Consider the following 16,246-nt stretch of genomic DNA (forward strand, 5'->3'; position numbering starts at 1 on the left):
CTCAGCGTTGGATTTTGCAAGCAAAATCCGTACTCACTCGTTGTTCAGTTTTCAAAGATCAAACTTACATTTTGTCTTGCTCTGCTTCATCACCGCGTTTCAGTGGCGACCTTTATAATATATCATTACTTTTTGAGATTTGCAAGAGTTTTTTTAAAATTCTTTTTTCGAGCAAATTCCTCAAAAAGGAACGAAAATTAATTTACCATGAATCCTAAATAGAGTCAACACTTATTTTGATATCTAACTTCCTGATATCTTTGATTTTATAATTAGCTCTTATATTTTTATTGTTTGGTTTGGGGGACGCGCCCTCTGCGGGCATATTTGGATAGTTCCTTGGCGGGTGCAAAGCGGGCATACATGCGGAAAACTGTTTTATACCGAAGCGCTATCGCATAACGAATATCTTGATCCAACCGGGTATCGCTCATATCAAGCAGCATTTCGTCAAGTTCCTTACGAAGAACATAATCCAGTTCCTTGCATTCTTTTTCGTTAAACAGCATTCCAAGCATATGACCATACTCCCTTATCAGCTTATTATATAGTGCTTATATTCGTTCAACTATTGTTCCGGTCTTTACATGTTTTTAAACTCAACTACTAAGGTTTCAAACTTATTCGGATTTAATCATGTTTTCTCTTCGGGCTCTCCCCTTTGTTATGTTCAATTTTCAGGAAAAATATAAATAACGGACCATAATATTTTAATGTGACAATAAACGATACGTTATTCCACTCTCAATTGCAGCAGCAATAAGTAGCAGGACAACGGACCATATTGACACCCTCAACGTCTGTTTCATAAACAACTCCCATGTTAGAGCAAGCCCTTTTCGTTTCACACCTATGCCTGCAACGATCGAGGACATCACCTGCCCTCCAAACTTCAAACCGAAAGCACAGGCGATAATTAAAACAGGTAATTCAATTACACCATGCGGAAGCAGTCCTTTTACAATAACCTCATACAAGCTTCTGCCCGTATCCGCCTGTAAGTGCACGACAAACCCCAAAACCATCCCATTCATAATCAAAAATACAATCGGTACGATTCCAAATAAGGCCCCGATAAATATAACCAGCACACACTTGATCGCATTATTGAAAAAGATGAACACAAAAAAGCTCCATTGAGGATGTTCAGACTGTTGTAAACGCTGAGCCACTTCCCCCAACCCTGACAATTGTTGAGCCAATATAGATTGAATAGCGCCTGTACTTAACCAGCCCACCACAATACTTATGCAAAATAGAAATGCGGAAACTAAAATCAACCGTCTTGTCGTGTGTAAATCGTGAAGAAATGCTTTTATTCCCATCAGATCAATACCTCCTGTTAGTCCAATGGCATAATTGACAACCCCAGGCATAGCTTTAAGTAAACAAGCACTTCTATGATGAAAGGGGCGTTATTAACCATGAATTCTTTTTTTTATGTACTGAACGGCAAAAAAATTAAACGATTCTTTATCGTAGCGGCGGTGGCCATTTTCGCTATTGGGGTTATTTATGTTGAAACCGATAATGTTACCGTTTTTTCCGAGGAAGCACCAGCGGCCATTTATAGTGTACCCACAGACAAAAAACTGATCGCTCTTACCTTTGACATTAGTTGGGGAGATAAGCGTACTGAGCCCATCTTAAAGGTTCTTGAAGACAAAAAAGTAACCAAGTCTACCTTCTTTCTTTCTTCCCCTTGGAGCAAAACACATCCGGAGCTTGTGAATCAGATTAAAGATCGCGGATTTGAGATCGGCAGCCATGGACATAAACATGAAAATTACAGCAGTCTAAGCGATGAGGAGATTCGTAAGCAGATTTCAACAGCCCACACCACTTTAACCGAGCTGACCGGGCAAACGCCGAAGTTGATCCGTATGCCTAATGGTGATTTCGACAAAAGGGTTCTTCAGGTCGCAAGCACTTTAGGCTATAAAACAATCCAGTGGGACACGGACTCTTTAGATTGGAAAAACCCAGGTACTCAGGTCATTATTGACCGTGTTGTGAAGAAAGCACATCCCGGCGACATAGTTCTTCTGCATGCCAGTGATTCCTGTAAGCAAACTCATGAAGCGCTGCCCGTTATTATCGACAAATTGCGTGCGCAAGGTTATGAATTTGTAACTGTATCCGAACTGCTTCAACAGGGCACAGTAAAAGGCAAAGAGGTTCGTGATCAGGCTTTGGGGCTTTAAGGAGTTATTTTACAACGTTCTCAACAAAAAACCAAAAGTCAGGCGACATATTTCACCTTATCCATTCGCATACTATCCACATTCATGATGAAGGAGGAATACGACCATGAATTGGACTCGTTTGCGATTAGTCAGCATGATATGCGTACTGGGCGTTGCGCTGACCGGCTGTGGTTCGGACCAGAGCTCCGCGCCTCCCCAGAACAGCTATAAAGAAATGAAAACGATGGTTGTCGATATTTTAAAAAGCGATGACGGGAAAAAAGCAGTGGAGGAGGCTTTGACGGGAGAAAGCAGCTCTTCCAAAGAAGGGAAATCCGGTCAAGATAGCGAAAGCGGTGGATCTGGGGGAGGTTCCGGCGGCGGCAGTATGGGGATGAAAATGATTATGCCTACACAGTCAGCAGAACAGATGAAAATCGCAGTCAAGGATACCTTGGTTTCTCCAGAATACAAAAAGGAAATCGAAAAAATTATGACTGATCCGCGCTTTGCCGGTGAATTTGCCAAGGCCATCAACAGCCAAAGTAAGCAACTTCATATGCAACTTATTAAAGACCCTTCTTATCAAAAATCTATTGAGGCGATGCTCAAATCGCCAGAACTAACCAAAATGTATATGGATTTAACTAAAACCCCTGAATACCGCAAACAATCTATGACGGTTATGCACGATGCGATGCAGAATCCTATTTTCCGACTTGAGGTCATGAATTTACTCAAAACTGTCGTACAAGAAGAGCTTCAACCCAAGGTTGAGAAAAAAAGTGGTGGTCAAAATGGATCAAGTGGTGAAAAACAAGGTGGGGGAAGTGGAGATAGCAGCGGCGGACAAGGGAGTCAATAATAAAAAGGCTGGTTCAGCAACCAGCCTTTTTTCTTATTCAGATTCGGTGTGCAACGTCGTAATTTGGGAGGCGATATCGTTGTAGATCGCTCCTGTTGCCGATTCGGTTTTATATACAGATGGTGAGAAATCCGCCTCTGACGGATGATTATCTGGAATACCTAGCGGAATTTGCGCCAGCAGCTTTGTATGAAGGGTGTCCGCCAGCATAGCCCCACCTCCACGGCCGAAAACATAGTCCTTCTCTCCGGTAGAGGATACATAATAGGACATGTTCTCCACAACGCCAATGACCTTATGATCCGTTTGGAGCGCCATTGCTCCTGCACGTGCGGCGACAAAGGCTGCCGTGGCATGAGGGGTGGTCACAATAATTTCTTCACTCTGCGGGATCATCTGGTGTACATCAAGCGCCACATCCCCTGTTCCCGGCGGTAGATCAAGAATCATATAGTCCAGCTCGCCCCATTCTACATCGCTAAAAAATTGTCTAAGCATTCTTCCCAGCATGGGTCCTCTCCAGATCACAGGGTTGTTCTCCCTGACAAAAAAGCCCATAGACATTATCTTGATGCCAAATCGCTCCACCGGCTGAATAATACCTTCTTCTACGGTAGGAACGTCCTCAACTCCGATCATATCTGGTACGCTGAATCCATAGATGTCAGCATCAATCAAACCTACACGTTTGCCCTGTCTAGCCAAGGCAGCCGCTAAATTTACAGCCACCGTCGATTTCCCAACACCGCCTTTTCCGCTGGCAATCGCAATAAAACGTACACCAGATGCCGGATTCAGCAGCTCATGTTTTTCCATACCGGCAGCATGTCCCTTAGTCAAAACCGGGTCAGACGCTTCCTCCACATGCTCTCCCGTTTGAATAGAGGATCTTTCATGGTCAGACGCTTCACGAATACGAATATGAATATGGCTCAGCCCAGCTTCTTCCAACGTCTGCCTGATTTCCCGCTCCAGCTCTGCACGTGCCCCTTCCTCCGGATCCAGACTAATCACGGTCAAGGATACACGATCCTCTTTAATAACAACATCCCGAATAAAATGAATATCCACCAAACGATGACCTGTGTGAGGCTCTCGTACCTGATGAAGTAGCTCTATAACTTGCTCTCTGGTTTGCATGAATAATCAGCACCTCTGCTTCAATGAATTTACGTAGTTGTAAACACTTACAGTATACCACTATCTGACCTCAGGTGCTGACGATGCCTTTTTTTCCCCAGCACTATAACGAAGCACTCCCTTGTAAATCGCTGCCGCCACCTGTCTCTGATAGGTCTCGTCATTCAGTCGTCTGGCTTCCTCCGGGTGGGATAAGAAGCCGACTTCAACGAGAGCTGATGGCATTTTGAGGGCCTTGAGCAAATATACCGTATTCACTGTCTTGGCTACTCTGTCTGTGTTCTCCAGGTTGCGTTTAATCTCCTCCTGAATGAGGAAGGCCAAATTTTCGTTATCCCCATGATTCGGTACGTAAAAGGTTTGGGCTCCACTCCAGCGACTCGACGGGATGCTGTTCATGTGAATGCTTAAAAAGAGGTCCGCTTTATGCTCCTCAATCATGCGTACACGCTGCTTCAGATCCTCCGTTTTTCTTCTTGCATAGCCCTTGGTTTCTTGCTGCGCCAAATCACGATCAGCCTCCCGAGTCATGACGACAACGGCTCCTGCTTGCTGCAAATAATCCCGCAAATAAAAGGAAATCGCCAGATTAATGTCCTTCTCAATGACACCTTCTCTGCTGACAGCCCCTCCATCAGGCCCTCCATGTCCTGCATCTATGGCAATTACTTTACCGGTAAGTGGAAGACTCCAATGGGTCCAGGCTCTCGAAGCTGGTATCTCATACAGAGCCAGTGTGATAAACAGAACGGCGAGACAGCAGCCCAGCAGTATTTTTTTCAGCGTCCGATAGCGAATCCACAGTGTAACCTCGTGTTTACGATTGTTTTTTTGCATAACAAAACGCCTCCGTCCCTATACAGATACTAATGATCTATATGGGACGAGGCGTGTAAATAGTACAACTCAGGAATGAACAAATTCTTTCATACCTTCAATCAACACTTGGGCAACTTCAGGTCGTGTAAATTCAGGTGGCGGGCAAACCCCGGAGCGTAACAATTCCCGTACTTTGGTGCCCGAAAGCGTCAAATGATGTTCCTTGGGATGAGGGCATGTTTTGCTAGAGGCCATATTTCCACATCGGGTACAATAAAAGCTGTGCTCGAAAAACAATGGGGTGATCTCCAGTTCCTCAGGTGTGAAGTTTTTGAAAATGTCCTGTGCTTCGTACGTGCCGTAATAGTCTCCTACACCTGCATGGTCCCTCCCTACAATAAAATGGGTACAACCGTAGTTCTTCCGCACAATTGCATGAAAAACAGCCTCTCTCGGACCCGCATAGCGCATGGCAGCAGGAAACACGCCCAAAAAGGTACGGTCAGCCGGATAATAGTTATCGAGCAGCACGAGATAGCTCTTCATACGCACGTCTGCCGGAACGTCATCTGATTTGGTTTCACCAACGAGCGGATTTAGAAATAACGCATCGACAATCTCCATCGCGCTTTTTTGGATGTACTCATGCGCCCGGTGTACGGGATTACGCGTTTGGAATCCGACTACTGTTTTCCAGCCTTTTTCAGCAAAATGATTGCGCGTCTGCGCCGGCGTGTAATAAAACTCACCAAATTCCGAGGGTTCCGGCCGATTCAGCACCTGCACAGATCCCCCTATATAAGTAGCTGGTCGCTCCAAAAGTTTTTTGACACCAGGATGCGCCGGATCATTCGTCTTGAATACACTTCTGGCCTCCTCTGTCTGATCAACCTGATATATGCTCTCAATATCAAGTACAGCATATATGATACCGTCCGTTTCACCCACTAAAGCAACCTGCTGCCCCAATGCCAGCTCCCCGGCTATGCTGTCCGTAACCGCAAGCGTAATGGGGATACTCCAGACTGTGCCATCGGCAAGACGCATATCTGCTACCACCGACCGATAGTCGGCTTCGTTCATAAACCCTGTCAGTGGAGAAAATGCCCCCACTCCAATCAAATCCAGATCGGAAATAGTCCACGAATTTACACGGATAGGAAATAATTCACGAGCGGCCTGCAAAAGTATTTTTTGCTCTGAACCTACAATAATTCTATCTATAAGCGTTCCACCATGCGGAAGAATTGCAGTCATAATGTACTTCCTTTCTGTTCTTAAATGCCATTCACAGCTAATTGTGTATCGTTATTGATGGAGTCCACACTCCGTTTTCTCATTACCTGACCAGCGTCCAGCACGAGGATCTTCGCCCGGAAGGACTTGACGCGTACATTGCTCACAACCGATGCTGGGATAGTTACGATCATGTAGCGGATTATACAGCACTTTATGTGTATGAATATAGTTCCACACGTCCTCTGATGTCCAGCTCGCCAACGGGTTGAATTTAACGAGACCGAACTTTTCGTCATACTCTATCTTTTTTGCATTTGCACGGGTAGAAGCCTGATCTCGGCGAATTCCGGTAATCCATGCATCGTATTGTGATAAAATACGTGTCAGCGGCTCTACTTTACGTATACCACAGCATGTGTTGGGATCTGATTTCCAAAGCTCTTCTCCATGCTTGGCCGCTTGCTCTTCCGGAGTAATTAAGGGAGATACCCGCACAAAATCCATGTTGTATTTTTCCTTCATCTGATCACGCGTATCGTACGTTTCTTGAAAATGAAAGTCAGTGTCCAAATAAAAAACATCACTGGAGGGACTAATTTTTTGCAGCATATCTACTAGTACCACATCCTCCGCCCCAAAGCTACAAGCAAAGGTAAGATTCGGAAACGTATGAACAGCATACTGAATAATTTCCTCAGGCGTAGCCTCTTCCAGTTCAATCGCCTTAACCTTAATCAATGCTTCTTTCTCCAATAAATTCATTATTAATGCGCCTCCGTCTGAAGATTCATAAATAAGTACCATGTTGCAAAAGCCGACTAAACTAATAAGAATAAATAAAGTATAAAACTTTCATATTCATTGTCAATCCACAGTATGTGGGCCTGATATTAACACTACTCAGTCAGAAATCAGCAGGAAGGTTGTTCTGTCAGCATTCTATAACCATATCCCCGGCATTCGACCAGGTTCATTGACTTTATATAAAATATTCTTATACAGTTCATTTGGGAATGATCTTCTTAAAAAGAAAGAACGTGTGCCCCTAACTCATAAAGTTAGTTTGCAACACGTCCTTTTTTAACAGTTAAATATTCTCCCCATTACTTTTAATGCATTCCCTATACCAATAAAAGGAATCCTTTTTGTACCTTTCTAATGTTCCATTTCCATCGTTATCTTTATCTACATAGATAAAACCGTATCTTTTTTTCATCTCTCCAGTTCCGGCACTAACAAGGTCAATACATCCCCAAGGAGTGTAACCCATTAGTTCCACACCATCTTCCAATACAGCTTTTTTCATTTCTTCTACGTGCCTTCTAAAATAGTCAATCCGGTAAGGATCATGTATGCTACCATCTTCTTCAATTGTATCCACTGCGCCCAAGCCATTTTCTACAATAAATAGCGGTATCTGATACTTATCGTATAACCAGTTGAGTGTAATGCGAAGACCGACGGGATCAATCTGCCATCCCCATTCACTGGCTGATAAAAGAGGATTCTTGTATCCACTAATCTCATTGCCCTCACTCATATTCTGATTTGTTGGATTAGCAATTGCGACCGAACTGGAATAATAACTAAATCCGATATAATCAACAATTCCCTCTTTCAGAACAACCTCATCTTCTGGCAAAGTTTGAATTTCCAGTTGTTTCTTTTGCAAAAATGTATAATAAGAATTAGGATACTTTCCCCGGACATGAACATCCAAAAACATATACGCTTCTTGAAGTTTCTTTACATGTGCCAATACATCATTTGGATCGCAGGTTGCTGCATAAGAGGTTGGATGAAGAAACATACATCCTATAACAAACTCTGGATTTATTTCTTTGCCAAGCTTTACTGCCTTTGCACTAGCTACGAGCATATAGTGAGCTGCCTGATACTCTACCTGCAGCTTGTTTTCTCCTTCTGAGAATTTAATTCCACCAGGTTTCCAAGGTTTTCGGACAATCATATTAATTTCATTAAACGTCATCCAATACTTAACCTTGTTTTTATATCTAGTAAGCACCGTCTTGCAATAGTTAAGATAGAAGTCAATCAGCTTTCTATTTCTCCAACCGCCATATTCAGTTACTAAATGGTACGGCATCTCAAAGTGAGATATCGTAACGACTGGTTGAATTCCATATTTCAGACAAGCGTCAAACATTTTATCGTAAAATTGCAATCCTTCCTCATTTGGCTCTTCTTCATCTCCATTTGGAAATATTCTGGTCCATGCGATGCTGGTTCGAAAGCATCGAAACCCCATCTCATGAAATAACTCGATATCTTCCTTATAGCGGGAAAAAAAATCACTTGCCTCATGACTTGGATAGTAGACACCACTTACAATTCCGTCCGTAATTTCCCGTTCTACCCCATGGGCGCCAGCAGCCATTACATCACTGACACTGACCCCCTTACCTCCTTTATTCCATCCACCTTCGATCTGATTAGCAGCAACCGCACCGCCCCATAAAAAATCAGCTGATAGTCTACTCATGAAATTCCACCTCTAGGTATGAATGCATAACAACGCCTCATTTTTTGCAACTCGATTGACTGCTACCTGATCTACACCCTGGTATGCATAGGTGTTAGATATAATAACCGGTACTACAGTATCAAATCCTGCTGCTTTAATTGCTTCCCGATCAAACTCAATCAGCAGGTCTCCCTGTTTTACTTTCTGATCTTGTTGTACATGTGTAGTGAAATATTTACCTTTTAATTTTACGGTGTTTATTCCCACATGAATTAACATTTCTACTCCCTCAGCGGATACCAAGCCTATAGCATGTTTGGTAGGGAACAACGACAATACTGTCCCATCGAAGGGTGCGAAAACTTTTCCATCCTCTGATTCAATTGCAGCACCACTACCTAATGCAAATATAGGATCATCAATTTCAGATATGTTTTTTACAACCCCATTAATCGGAGAACCAACCATGATCTTTTCACCCGGACCAGCTACTTCACTCGTCGAATTCATTTTTTCTGCAGATGTATTTTGTACTGTAGCTGCTGCAGTACTTGTCGCAGCATCTGTTGTTCCGGTACTTCCAGATACGCTGGCTGGTACTTTATCCTCATCTATGCCAAAGATCAATACCCCGATCAATGCCAAAGAGATGCTAATAGCAACGCCAATTAAAATATGAATATAGCTATCCGCAATGTATGTGGGAAGTGCCAATAACCCTGGTAAAATCAAAGCAGTTGCTCCGCCGCCCCATACATTTATATAGGCAGCGCCAATACCTCCAGCTACCATAGCACAGATAAAAGGTTTTTTATATTTCAGGTTATATCCAAATATAGCTGGTTCTGTAATGCCAAATAATGCGGTTACACCACTCGTTAATGCACCAGACTTACTTATCTTATTTTTCAGCAACAAGAATACTCCAAGGCATGCCCCTGCTTGAGCCAGATTGCCAGTTAAATTGGCAGGTGATATGACAGAGTACCCATACTCCGCAATGAGCTGACTGTTAATTGGCGTAATCGCATAATGCATACCAAAGATAATTAGGACTGGCCTGAATGTTCCAAATAAGAAAGATCCAATAACACCATTGGCAGTGTAAAGATAGGTTACAATTTGGGCTACACTACTACCAATATATGTTCCAAAAGGTCCAATAACAATTAATCCAAGTGGAACCATAATAAATAACACAAGCATAGGTACAAACAATATTTTAAACATATCTGGAATCCGTTTATCAATAAATCGATAGACATAGCTCATTACCCACACAGAAAGGATAATTGGAATGATTGTTGATTTGTAGTTTACAAGCAGAATCGGGAGTCCAAAAAAGCTTAAGCTGCTGATCCCCGTTTTTGCCGCATTCATTGCTCCTTCCATAATCGTAGGGTACATATAGGCTCCCGCTAAGGCAACAGCCAGATATTCATTTGTTTTGAATTTCTTTGCCGCACTGACCGCAAGGAAAAAGGGGAAGAAGTAGAAAATCAAATCACTAATTAAGTTAAATATCTGATAGGTACCACTGCTTGTTTCAATCAATTTCATAGCAATCAAGATTGAAAACACCGACTTTACCATACCGCAGCCTATCAATACCGGAATAACCGGTCCAAACACACCAGCAATCGTTTCTACAACCCTTGAGATGGGATTTTTCTTCTGTTTTACCTCTTGAACTTCGATGTTGTTTGGCTCCAAATCAAGTATTCCGCTGACAGCGTCAAAAACGGACTTTACTTTTGCACCTATGACAATCTGCAATTGACCACTGCTAAACTGTGCTTTTAAAACACCTTCTAGCCGATCAAGCGCTTTCAAATCAACCAAGGCTTCGTCCTTTACATTGAACCTCAGCCTTGTTGCACAGTGTGTTGCGTATGTTATATTGCTGACCCCTATAATATCTAATATTTGCTTAGCCAAATCTTCTGTCTTCATTCATTCCGCCCCCTTTTGGCCAAAGCTCTTTTATTTACCGCCAGCAAAATTGTATAACATTTTCTCCCGTAAAACGGATGTGTCTTTCCCGAATATCTCCGCAATCTTATATGCAAATGGATATGGAGTTGCCGGTCCCTGACTTGTAACGATATTTTGATCCGCTACGACAACTTCATCTTTGAAGATACCTCCAAGCAGTTTTTCTGCATAACCTGTATAGCCTGTCACCTCTTTACCGTCAATTACCTTCGCATCGGATAAGACAACAGTACCAGAACACATAGCAGCTATATATTTATCATGATCATTAAAATACTGTACCATTTGTATGACATCCGGATTTTCTTTCAAGTTCTGCCCCCCTGGGCGTCCACCTGGCAAAACGATCATGTCATACTCTTTTACTTCTTCACCAAAGGCTTTGTCACCCTCCACATATATCCCGTGCATTCCTTTAACCAGCTTATCTTCAAAATAAAAAGTATCGCATGTAAGACCTGCTCTTCTTAAGATATCTACTATGGTTAATGTCTCACCCTCTTCATAACCCGTTGCCATCAACACTGCAATTTTACTCATAATCTCTTTACCCCCTATTCAGCATCAAATGCATTAAAATAAACCATACGATTTTTAACCGCCAAGCTATCTCCACCAAGTACGTCTATCAATGCATAAGCAAACGCGTAAGTCGTTGCAGGTCCTCGGCTGGTAACTACATTACCATCAACTACAACGATATCTTCTTTAAAGACACCAGTGGTTTCTATTTTCTGGTCATATCCTACATATGCTGTGAAATTCTTATCTTCCAATATGCCTGCTTTTCCTAAAGCAATGGGTGCAGCACACATGGCACATACAAATTTACCAGCACGATTCATCTCCTGTAGCAAGTTAATCACTCTGTCGTCGTCCCGCAGATTTGTAGCTCCTGGTAAACCACCCGGCAATACAATCATATCGTATTGTTTTACATCATCACTGATAATTGCATCCGCTTGGACTACGATGTCATGAGAACCGCGAACCCGCTCACCTCCGGTACTAATCATGTGGCACTCTATATTTGCCCGTCTTAAAATGTCCACAATCGTCAAAGCTTCGCCTTCTTCAAATCCTTCTGCTAACATAACCGCAACTTTACTCATGTTCACCATCCCCTACTTATTTTAATGTGTTGACTACTTTACTTTTAACTACTCACAGTTTAGCATAGATACACGCAACCAAAAATCACATATAAATTTCATGTATGTAATAATTAGTTGCAGTTAATACAGATATTTATTACACTTCACCTAGCTTTTTTGCAGCATAAATATAACTTTACTCTAGCTACGCCCCATGTTAAAATGACACAATTCAAATTACGGAGGATTTTATGGTAAACAATTACAAATATTTTCTTGTTCTGTCCGAAGAGCTGAATATATCTAGTGCAGCCAAGCGTCTGTTCATCTCTCATCAATGTTTGAGTAAATACATTAAGGGATTGGAAGCAAGATATGGGGTTTCTTTTTTTGAAAGGAAGCCAAAATTCGCATTAACTCCTGCAGGTAAAACTATGTTGGATACTCTACGTCAAATAGAGCTTTCGGAACAGAATCTAGAAAATCAACTCGCAGATATAAAAGATGCCAAGTCAGGTACCATTCATTTTGGCATTACAGAAGGTCGGTATCCGATCATAGTTCCTAAATTACTAAAAGAATTTCATAACCTTCATCCTAAAGTTAAATTAAATATTCATCGCACAACCTCGCCACAGATGCAGGAAATGGTACTCAATAATTCCCTTGATTTATTCTTGTCCGGTGTAAGTAATTTAGTTTCACATAACTTGAAATACGAGATAGTCGTCAATGAGCGTATGTATATTGTCATTTCTGACAACTTACTCAAGCAGTATTTCCCAAATGATTACCCACAATGTAAAGAGACTTTTGCCAAAGGTGCCGACTTACGATTATTTCAGCAAATCCCGTTCGTACTTAATAAGGAAAACTTTAATTCCCGTATTCTTCTGGATAAACATCTATTAGAACTAGGTGTATCTTTAAATTGCATTAACGAATTGACTCAGCCTGATATACATTACCTCTTATGTGCAGAAGATTATGCTGCCAGCTTTTGTTTAACCATGTATCTGTCTGGAATCAATCAATTGAATCAGTTTAAAAATGGTTACTCTCACTTAAATGTGTTCCCCATTGCAAACTTTACGTCAGTCAATCCTCTTGCTCTGATTTATCATAAAAATAAAAAATTTCCGTCTTATATACAAGATTTGAAAAATATAATCAAGCGATTATGTAGTCCGTATTCCACCCCTATTGAGTAATAAAAAACATCGTAGCGAATGATTGTTAATTCGCCACGATGTTTTTTTATAGTCGGAATAACTCGTAAATATTATCACTATTCTCAAGATGCTTCAGAAGATCAAATCTTTCATCTTTAGATTTTTCACAAGGGGTTCCTGCAACCAAATGATCAAATTTTAGTTTGAGCATATCCCATCCAAAAGGAGTTTCCACATCTCCTAAAGGTACTGGGGCCCATCTTTCGTGAGTTTTCCCATCACAAGTTACTAAGATAACTTTAGCTGCACAAAAATGTGTAGGATTCTTAGCCAGGTATTCTTCGACTTCATCATCCTTCGTAACTGTAATTTTTTGAACCAATTCTTGAATTTCAGGATCACTGAAACTGTTAAATATCAGTTCCTCTGAGTCCATACGACCATATTTTAAAGCTACTGCTGAAGTGAACTGAGTGCTTGCTTGCGCACCAATTGCTGTCTTAGGATTCGGATTGGATAGGCGATACACGAATGATGATGTTCTTACATCTATAGATTTAATCATAGCTGGCGTTAAGTCATAGCTCTCTCTAAGGTCTAACATCGCATCCAAGACTGCATGGAGTCCCCTCTGACAAGCATGGCGTTTAAAATATATGCTGGTAATTTTAAACTCCTCGCCAAGATTGCTCAATACCTGACTCATGTCGCAATGACCACTAGTGCCTTTAAACGCTTGAAAAAAACCATATTTCCCTTCAAGTGCAGCATCGGGTCCGGTAAATCCACAGGAAGCAAGTCTTACTGCCCTCATACCAGTCAATGCACCCCAACCACTACACATGATCTTCCCAGAAGTTCCGTCATTTTGATATTCAATTAATCCTCCCGTAAATAGAGAAGCAATCCCCATAGCATCCTTTGTTTTTATAGCATCCGCACCCATCAATTTGGAAACCAACGCCGCTGCCGCAACTGCACCACAAACGCCGGTAGCATCAAAACCTCTTTCACGATACATAAAGGGATTGATTGCCTCGCCCAAACGAGCATATACATCATAAGCTGCTACAATAGATGTGATCATCTCTTTTCCATCTTTTTTGTATAACTGTGCCATACTAAGTAACAGCGGTACCAAGCCTGAACCAGGGTGGCCCATAGCATGTCTATAACCATCATCCAAATCTGCGCAGCGTGCCATCATCGAATGTACAAACACAGCAGTATCAGAACCAGTTAAGATTTCTTCTTCTCCTATTAAAGGTACTAAATCTTCATTTTTTACTACAGTATCTGATAATTTTGCGTACTCCATAATGCGTTCACTTGCTTCGCAGTAGCGACCAAACATCATGTTCCCATATGAGTCGAGTATAGCCTGTTTTCCTACCTCAACTGCTCTTTGTGATAAATCTGCATATTTAAGATCAGCTACATAATCCGCTAATCTATATATTAAGTAATCCATAATATTTTACCTTTCTCATCTCTTTATTCTTCACTACGGTTCATTCATTTTCAGTTTGGAACACCATCCAAACCAAATTGTGTACATAACACAATATAAAGTATTGATTACGAGTATATTAACAGATTGCTTTGTAATTAAAAGCACATGTTTTTTACAAATATGTAACTTCACATTGCAAACATAGGTCTTATTAACATTGCTTATTATTTTCAATGATCTAAGCTCATAACTTTTACTGCCTTAAACGCTCTTACGAAGCCGAATCACGATAGATTGTCTGACTGATATTGCAGTGAGTTTCCCACAAACGCGGTTCTTCACCAAGGCTAGACTACGTTCGCTCACGGGTCTATCGTGCCTGAGAGCCAATGTTTTGATGGTCAGAAGCTCACTCTCATGATAAGGAGGACAAGGTAGTCTGGGTTCTCCCCCGTTATCTTGGTTAAATTGATGAGTAGTAATTCTCGGGAATCACATGCCGAGCGACAGACAAGCCTCTATAAGCAGCGTAATCTATGGCGGAGCGAATAAAAGCGTGAGGAAAAAATATGCATAAAATGAAATGGAAGAGCGATGCTATTGATCGAAGCAAGGAATGAAAAAAAATGATTACTTGCTCTTAAAGACCTTTTTAAAGCAAATGGTTAACATCTATTTTATAGTGCCTGAAATAATAATCCCTTACCTTACTTAAAAGTGGCGTACAAATCAAAGGAGGTGGGGATAAACACACAAGGGGACAAATAACCTCAATGAACAAAGGGTTGCTAAATTTCAAAACACATTGGGCTTTAATTTAAGTGTGGTCAAACATATGGTTGCAGGCCATTTTTAGACATAAAAAAAGACCCCCAACCAATTGGTTGAGAGCCTTTGAATGTTGAAAATTAACGTTTCGAGAACTGTGGTGCACGACGAGCGGCTTTGAGACCGTATTTTTTACGTTCTTTCATACGTGGGTCACGAGTCAGGAAGCCTGCTTTTTTCAAAGCTGGACGGAATTCCGGATCTGCTTTCAGCAGAGCACGGGAAATACCGTGGCGAATTGCACCTGCTTGACCAGAGATACCACCACCATGAGCGATAACGAGTACGTCATAGCTACCTACTGTTTCAGTCAGGTTCAATGGTTGCTTTACGATCAGTTTGAGTGTTTCCAAACCGAAATATTCATTAATATCACGCTTGTTGATGACAATGCGTCCTTCACCCGGTACGAGACGAACACGAGCTACCGAATGTTTACGACGACCTGTCCCATAGTATTGTACTTGTGCCATGAAACTGTCCTCCCTTTTAATTATCCGCGAAGTTCGTAAACTTCAGGTTTTTGTGCTGCATGTGGATGCTCTGCGCCTTTGTAAGCTTTAAGTCTCAGCTTCATTTTCTCGCCTTGACGAGTTTTAGGAAGCATACCGTGAACAGCCAATTCCAGCATACGCTCAGGCTTGTTCTTAACCATGTCTTGTGCAACCGTTACTTTCAGACCACCCGAATGCAGGGAGTGACGATAGTATTTTTTGTTCTCCATTTTCTTACCAGTCAATACGATTTTCTCCGCATTGATTACAACAACAAAATCACCTGTGTCCACATGTGGTGTGAACTGTGGCTTGTGTTTGCCGCGAATCAACGCAGCCGCTTCGCTTGCCAAACGACCAAGCGTTTTGCCTTCGGCATCAATGATGTGCCAGTTGCGCTCAACTTCATTTGGCTTGGCAATATACGTAGTACGCATAAAAAGTTTCCTCCTTAAGTTCGTTAACAGAAATCATCA

Annotated in this window: 16 protein-coding genes; 3 read left to right on the top strand and 13 right to left on the bottom strand. The window is 41.7% G+C overall.

Annotated features, from left to right (window positions below):
* Positions 1-287: 287 nt before the first annotated feature.
* Positions 288-518: a hypothetical protein gene (locus C1I60_RS02730; RefSeq protein ID WP_013312131.1), complete on the bottom strand. Its 231-nt coding sequence runs from the start codon at positions 516-518 to the stop codon at positions 288-290.
* Positions 519-710: 192 nt separating this feature from the next.
* Positions 711-1,325 carry a stage II sporulation protein M gene (locus tag C1I60_RS02735; RefSeq protein WP_137060406.1) on the bottom strand — a complete coding sequence of 205 codons (615 nt, stop codon included), beginning with the start codon at positions 1,323-1,325 and terminating at the stop codon, positions 711-713.
* Between the two features lie 99 nt (positions 1,326-1,424).
* Between C1I60_RS02735 and pdaB the strand changes: the two genes are divergently transcribed.
* Positions 1,425-2,204: a polysaccharide deacetylase family sporulation protein PdaB gene (gene pdaB / locus C1I60_RS02740; RefSeq protein WP_137060443.1), complete on the top strand. Its 780-nt coding sequence runs from the start codon at positions 1,425-1,427 to the stop codon at positions 2,202-2,204.
* 106 nt (positions 2,205-2,310) lie between these two features.
* Complete coding sequence (gene gerD / locus C1I60_RS02745) at positions 2,311-3,051, top strand: spore germination lipoprotein GerD (RefSeq protein WP_137060407.1); 741 nt, start codon at positions 2,311-2,313, stop codon at positions 3,049-3,051.
* A 33-nt stretch (positions 3,052-3,084) separates the two neighbouring features.
* On the opposite strand, the gene C1I60_RS02750 is transcribed toward gerD, so the two are convergent.
* The 8 genes from C1I60_RS02750 to C1I60_RS02785 all read right to left on the bottom strand — a co-directional run bounded on the left by C1I60_RS02750 (position 3,085) and on the right by C1I60_RS02785 (position 11,841).
* Positions 3,085-4,191: an Mrp/NBP35 family ATP-binding protein gene (locus C1I60_RS02750; RefSeq protein WP_137060408.1), complete on the bottom strand. Its 1,107-nt coding sequence runs from the start codon at positions 4,189-4,191 to the stop codon at positions 3,085-3,087.
* A 60-nt stretch (positions 4,192-4,251) separates the two neighbouring features.
* Complete coding sequence (gene cwlD, locus C1I60_RS02755; protein ID WP_137060409.1) at positions 4,252-5,028, bottom strand: N-acetylmuramoyl-L-alanine amidase CwlD; 777 nt, start codon at positions 5,026-5,028, stop codon at positions 4,252-4,254.
* Positions 5,029-5,097: 69 nt separating this feature from the next.
* Positions 5,098-6,267, bottom strand: coding sequence for a sulfate adenylyltransferase (gene sat, locus C1I60_RS02760; RefSeq protein ID WP_137060410.1), 1,170 nt, complete (start codon positions 6,265-6,267; stop codon positions 5,098-5,100).
* Positions 6,268-6,318: 51 nt separating this feature from the next.
* A complete protein-coding gene (locus tag C1I60_RS02765) occupies positions 6,319-7,011 on the bottom strand; it encodes a phosphoadenylyl-sulfate reductase (RefSeq protein WP_137060411.1) in 693 nt (230 codons plus the stop codon).
* Between the two features lie 325 nt (positions 7,012-7,336).
* Positions 7,337-8,752, bottom strand: a complete 1,416-nt coding sequence (locus C1I60_RS02770; protein WP_137060412.1) for a 6-phospho-beta-glucosidase — start codon at positions 8,750-8,752, stop codon at positions 7,337-7,339.
* Positions 8,753-8,764: 12 nt separating this feature from the next.
* Positions 8,765-10,687, bottom strand: a complete 1,923-nt coding sequence (locus tag C1I60_RS02775; protein ID WP_137060413.1) for a glucose PTS transporter subunit IIA — start codon at positions 10,685-10,687, stop codon at positions 8,765-8,767.
* Positions 10,688-10,717: 30 nt separating this feature from the next.
* Complete coding sequence (locus C1I60_RS02780; protein WP_137060414.1) at positions 10,718-11,269, bottom strand: DJ-1 family glyoxalase III; 552 nt, start codon at positions 11,267-11,269, stop codon at positions 10,718-10,720.
* A 14-nt stretch (positions 11,270-11,283) separates the two neighbouring features.
* Positions 11,284-11,841: a DJ-1 family glyoxalase III gene (locus tag C1I60_RS02785; RefSeq protein WP_137060415.1), complete on the bottom strand. Its 558-nt coding sequence runs from the start codon at positions 11,839-11,841 to the stop codon at positions 11,284-11,286.
* Positions 11,842-12,074: 233 nt separating this feature from the next.
* Between C1I60_RS02785 and C1I60_RS02790 the strand changes: the two genes are divergently transcribed.
* Entirely contained in the window at positions 12,075-13,034 is a 960-nt protein-coding gene (locus tag C1I60_RS02790; protein ID WP_137060416.1) for a LysR family transcriptional regulator, read from the top strand.
* A 46-nt stretch (positions 13,035-13,080) separates the two neighbouring features.
* On the opposite strand, the gene C1I60_RS02795 is transcribed toward C1I60_RS02790, so the two are convergent.
* From C1I60_RS02795 to rplM, 3 genes are all read right to left on the bottom strand, one after another.
* Positions 13,081-14,466 carry an MmgE/PrpD family protein gene (locus C1I60_RS02795; protein ID WP_137060417.1) on the bottom strand — a complete coding sequence of 462 codons (1,386 nt, stop codon included), beginning with the start codon at positions 14,464-14,466 and terminating at the stop codon, positions 13,081-13,083.
* Positions 14,467-15,356: 890 nt separating this feature from the next.
* Complete coding sequence (gene rpsI / locus C1I60_RS02800) at positions 15,357-15,749, bottom strand: 30S ribosomal protein S9 (protein ID WP_013312140.1); 393 nt, start codon at positions 15,747-15,749, stop codon at positions 15,357-15,359.
* Between the two features lie 20 nt (positions 15,750-15,769).
* On the bottom strand, positions 15,770-16,207 hold the full coding sequence (gene rplM / locus C1I60_RS02805) for a 50S ribosomal protein L13 (RefSeq protein ID WP_137060418.1): 438 nt from the start codon (positions 16,205-16,207) through the stop codon (positions 15,770-15,772).
* Positions 16,208-16,246 lie beyond the last annotated feature (39 nt).

Source organism: Paenibacillus terrae, from assembly GCF_005217525.1.
GTDB classification, from domain to species: Bacteria; Bacillota; Bacilli; order Paenibacillales; family Paenibacillaceae; genus Paenibacillus; species Paenibacillus terrae_C.

Bases quoted from the DNA above. Each gene is read 5' to 3' on its own strand.
- C1I60_RS02730 (WP_013312131.1), bottom strand. From the start codon at position 518: ATGCTTGGAATGCTGTTTAACGAAAAAGAATGCAAGGAACTGGATTAT.
- C1I60_RS02735 (WP_137060406.1), bottom strand. From the start codon at position 1,325: ATGGGAATAAAAGCATTTCTTCACGATTTACACACGACAAGACGGTTG.
- pdaB (WP_137060443.1), top strand. From the start codon at position 1,425: ATGAATTCTTTTTTTTATGTACTGAACGGCAAAAAAATTAAACGATTC.
- gerD (WP_137060407.1), top strand. From the start codon at position 2,311: ATGAATTGGACTCGTTTGCGATTAGTCAGCATGATATGCGTACTGGGC.
- C1I60_RS02750 (WP_137060408.1), bottom strand. From the start codon at position 4,191: ATGCAAACCAGAGAGCAAGTTATAGAGCTACTTCATCAGGTACGAGAG.
- cwlD (WP_137060409.1), bottom strand. From the start codon at position 5,028: ATGCAAAAAAACAATCGTAAACACGAGGTTACACTGTGGATTCGCTAT.
- sat (WP_137060410.1), bottom strand. From the start codon at position 6,267: ATGACTGCAATTCTTCCGCATGGTGGAACGCTTATAGATAGAATTATT.
- C1I60_RS02765 (WP_137060411.1), bottom strand. From the start codon at position 7,011: ATGAATTTATTGGAGAAAGAAGCATTGATTAAGGTTAAGGCGATTGAA.
- C1I60_RS02770 (WP_137060412.1), bottom strand. From the start codon at position 8,752: ATGAGTAGACTATCAGCTGATTTTTTATGGGGCGGTGCGGTTGCTGCT.
- C1I60_RS02775 (WP_137060413.1), bottom strand. From the start codon at position 10,687: ATGAAGACAGAAGATTTGGCTAAGCAAATATTAGATATTATAGGGGTC.
- C1I60_RS02780 (WP_137060414.1), bottom strand. From the start codon at position 11,269: ATGAGTAAAATTGCAGTGTTGATGGCAACGGGTTATGAAGAGGGTGAG.
- C1I60_RS02785 (WP_137060415.1), bottom strand. From the start codon at position 11,841: ATGAGTAAAGTTGCGGTTATGTTAGCAGAAGGATTTGAAGAAGGCGAA.
- C1I60_RS02790 (WP_137060416.1), top strand. From the start codon at position 12,075: ATGGTAAACAATTACAAATATTTTCTTGTTCTGTCCGAAGAGCTGAAT.
- C1I60_RS02795 (WP_137060417.1), bottom strand. From the start codon at position 14,466: ATGGATTACTTAATATATAGATTAGCGGATTATGTAGCTGATCTTAAA.
- rpsI (WP_013312140.1), bottom strand. From the start codon at position 15,749: ATGGCACAAGTACAATACTATGGGACAGGTCGTCGTAAACATTCGGTA.
- rplM (WP_137060418.1), bottom strand. From the start codon at position 16,207: ATGCGTACTACGTATATTGCCAAGCCAAATGAAGTTGAGCGCAACTGG.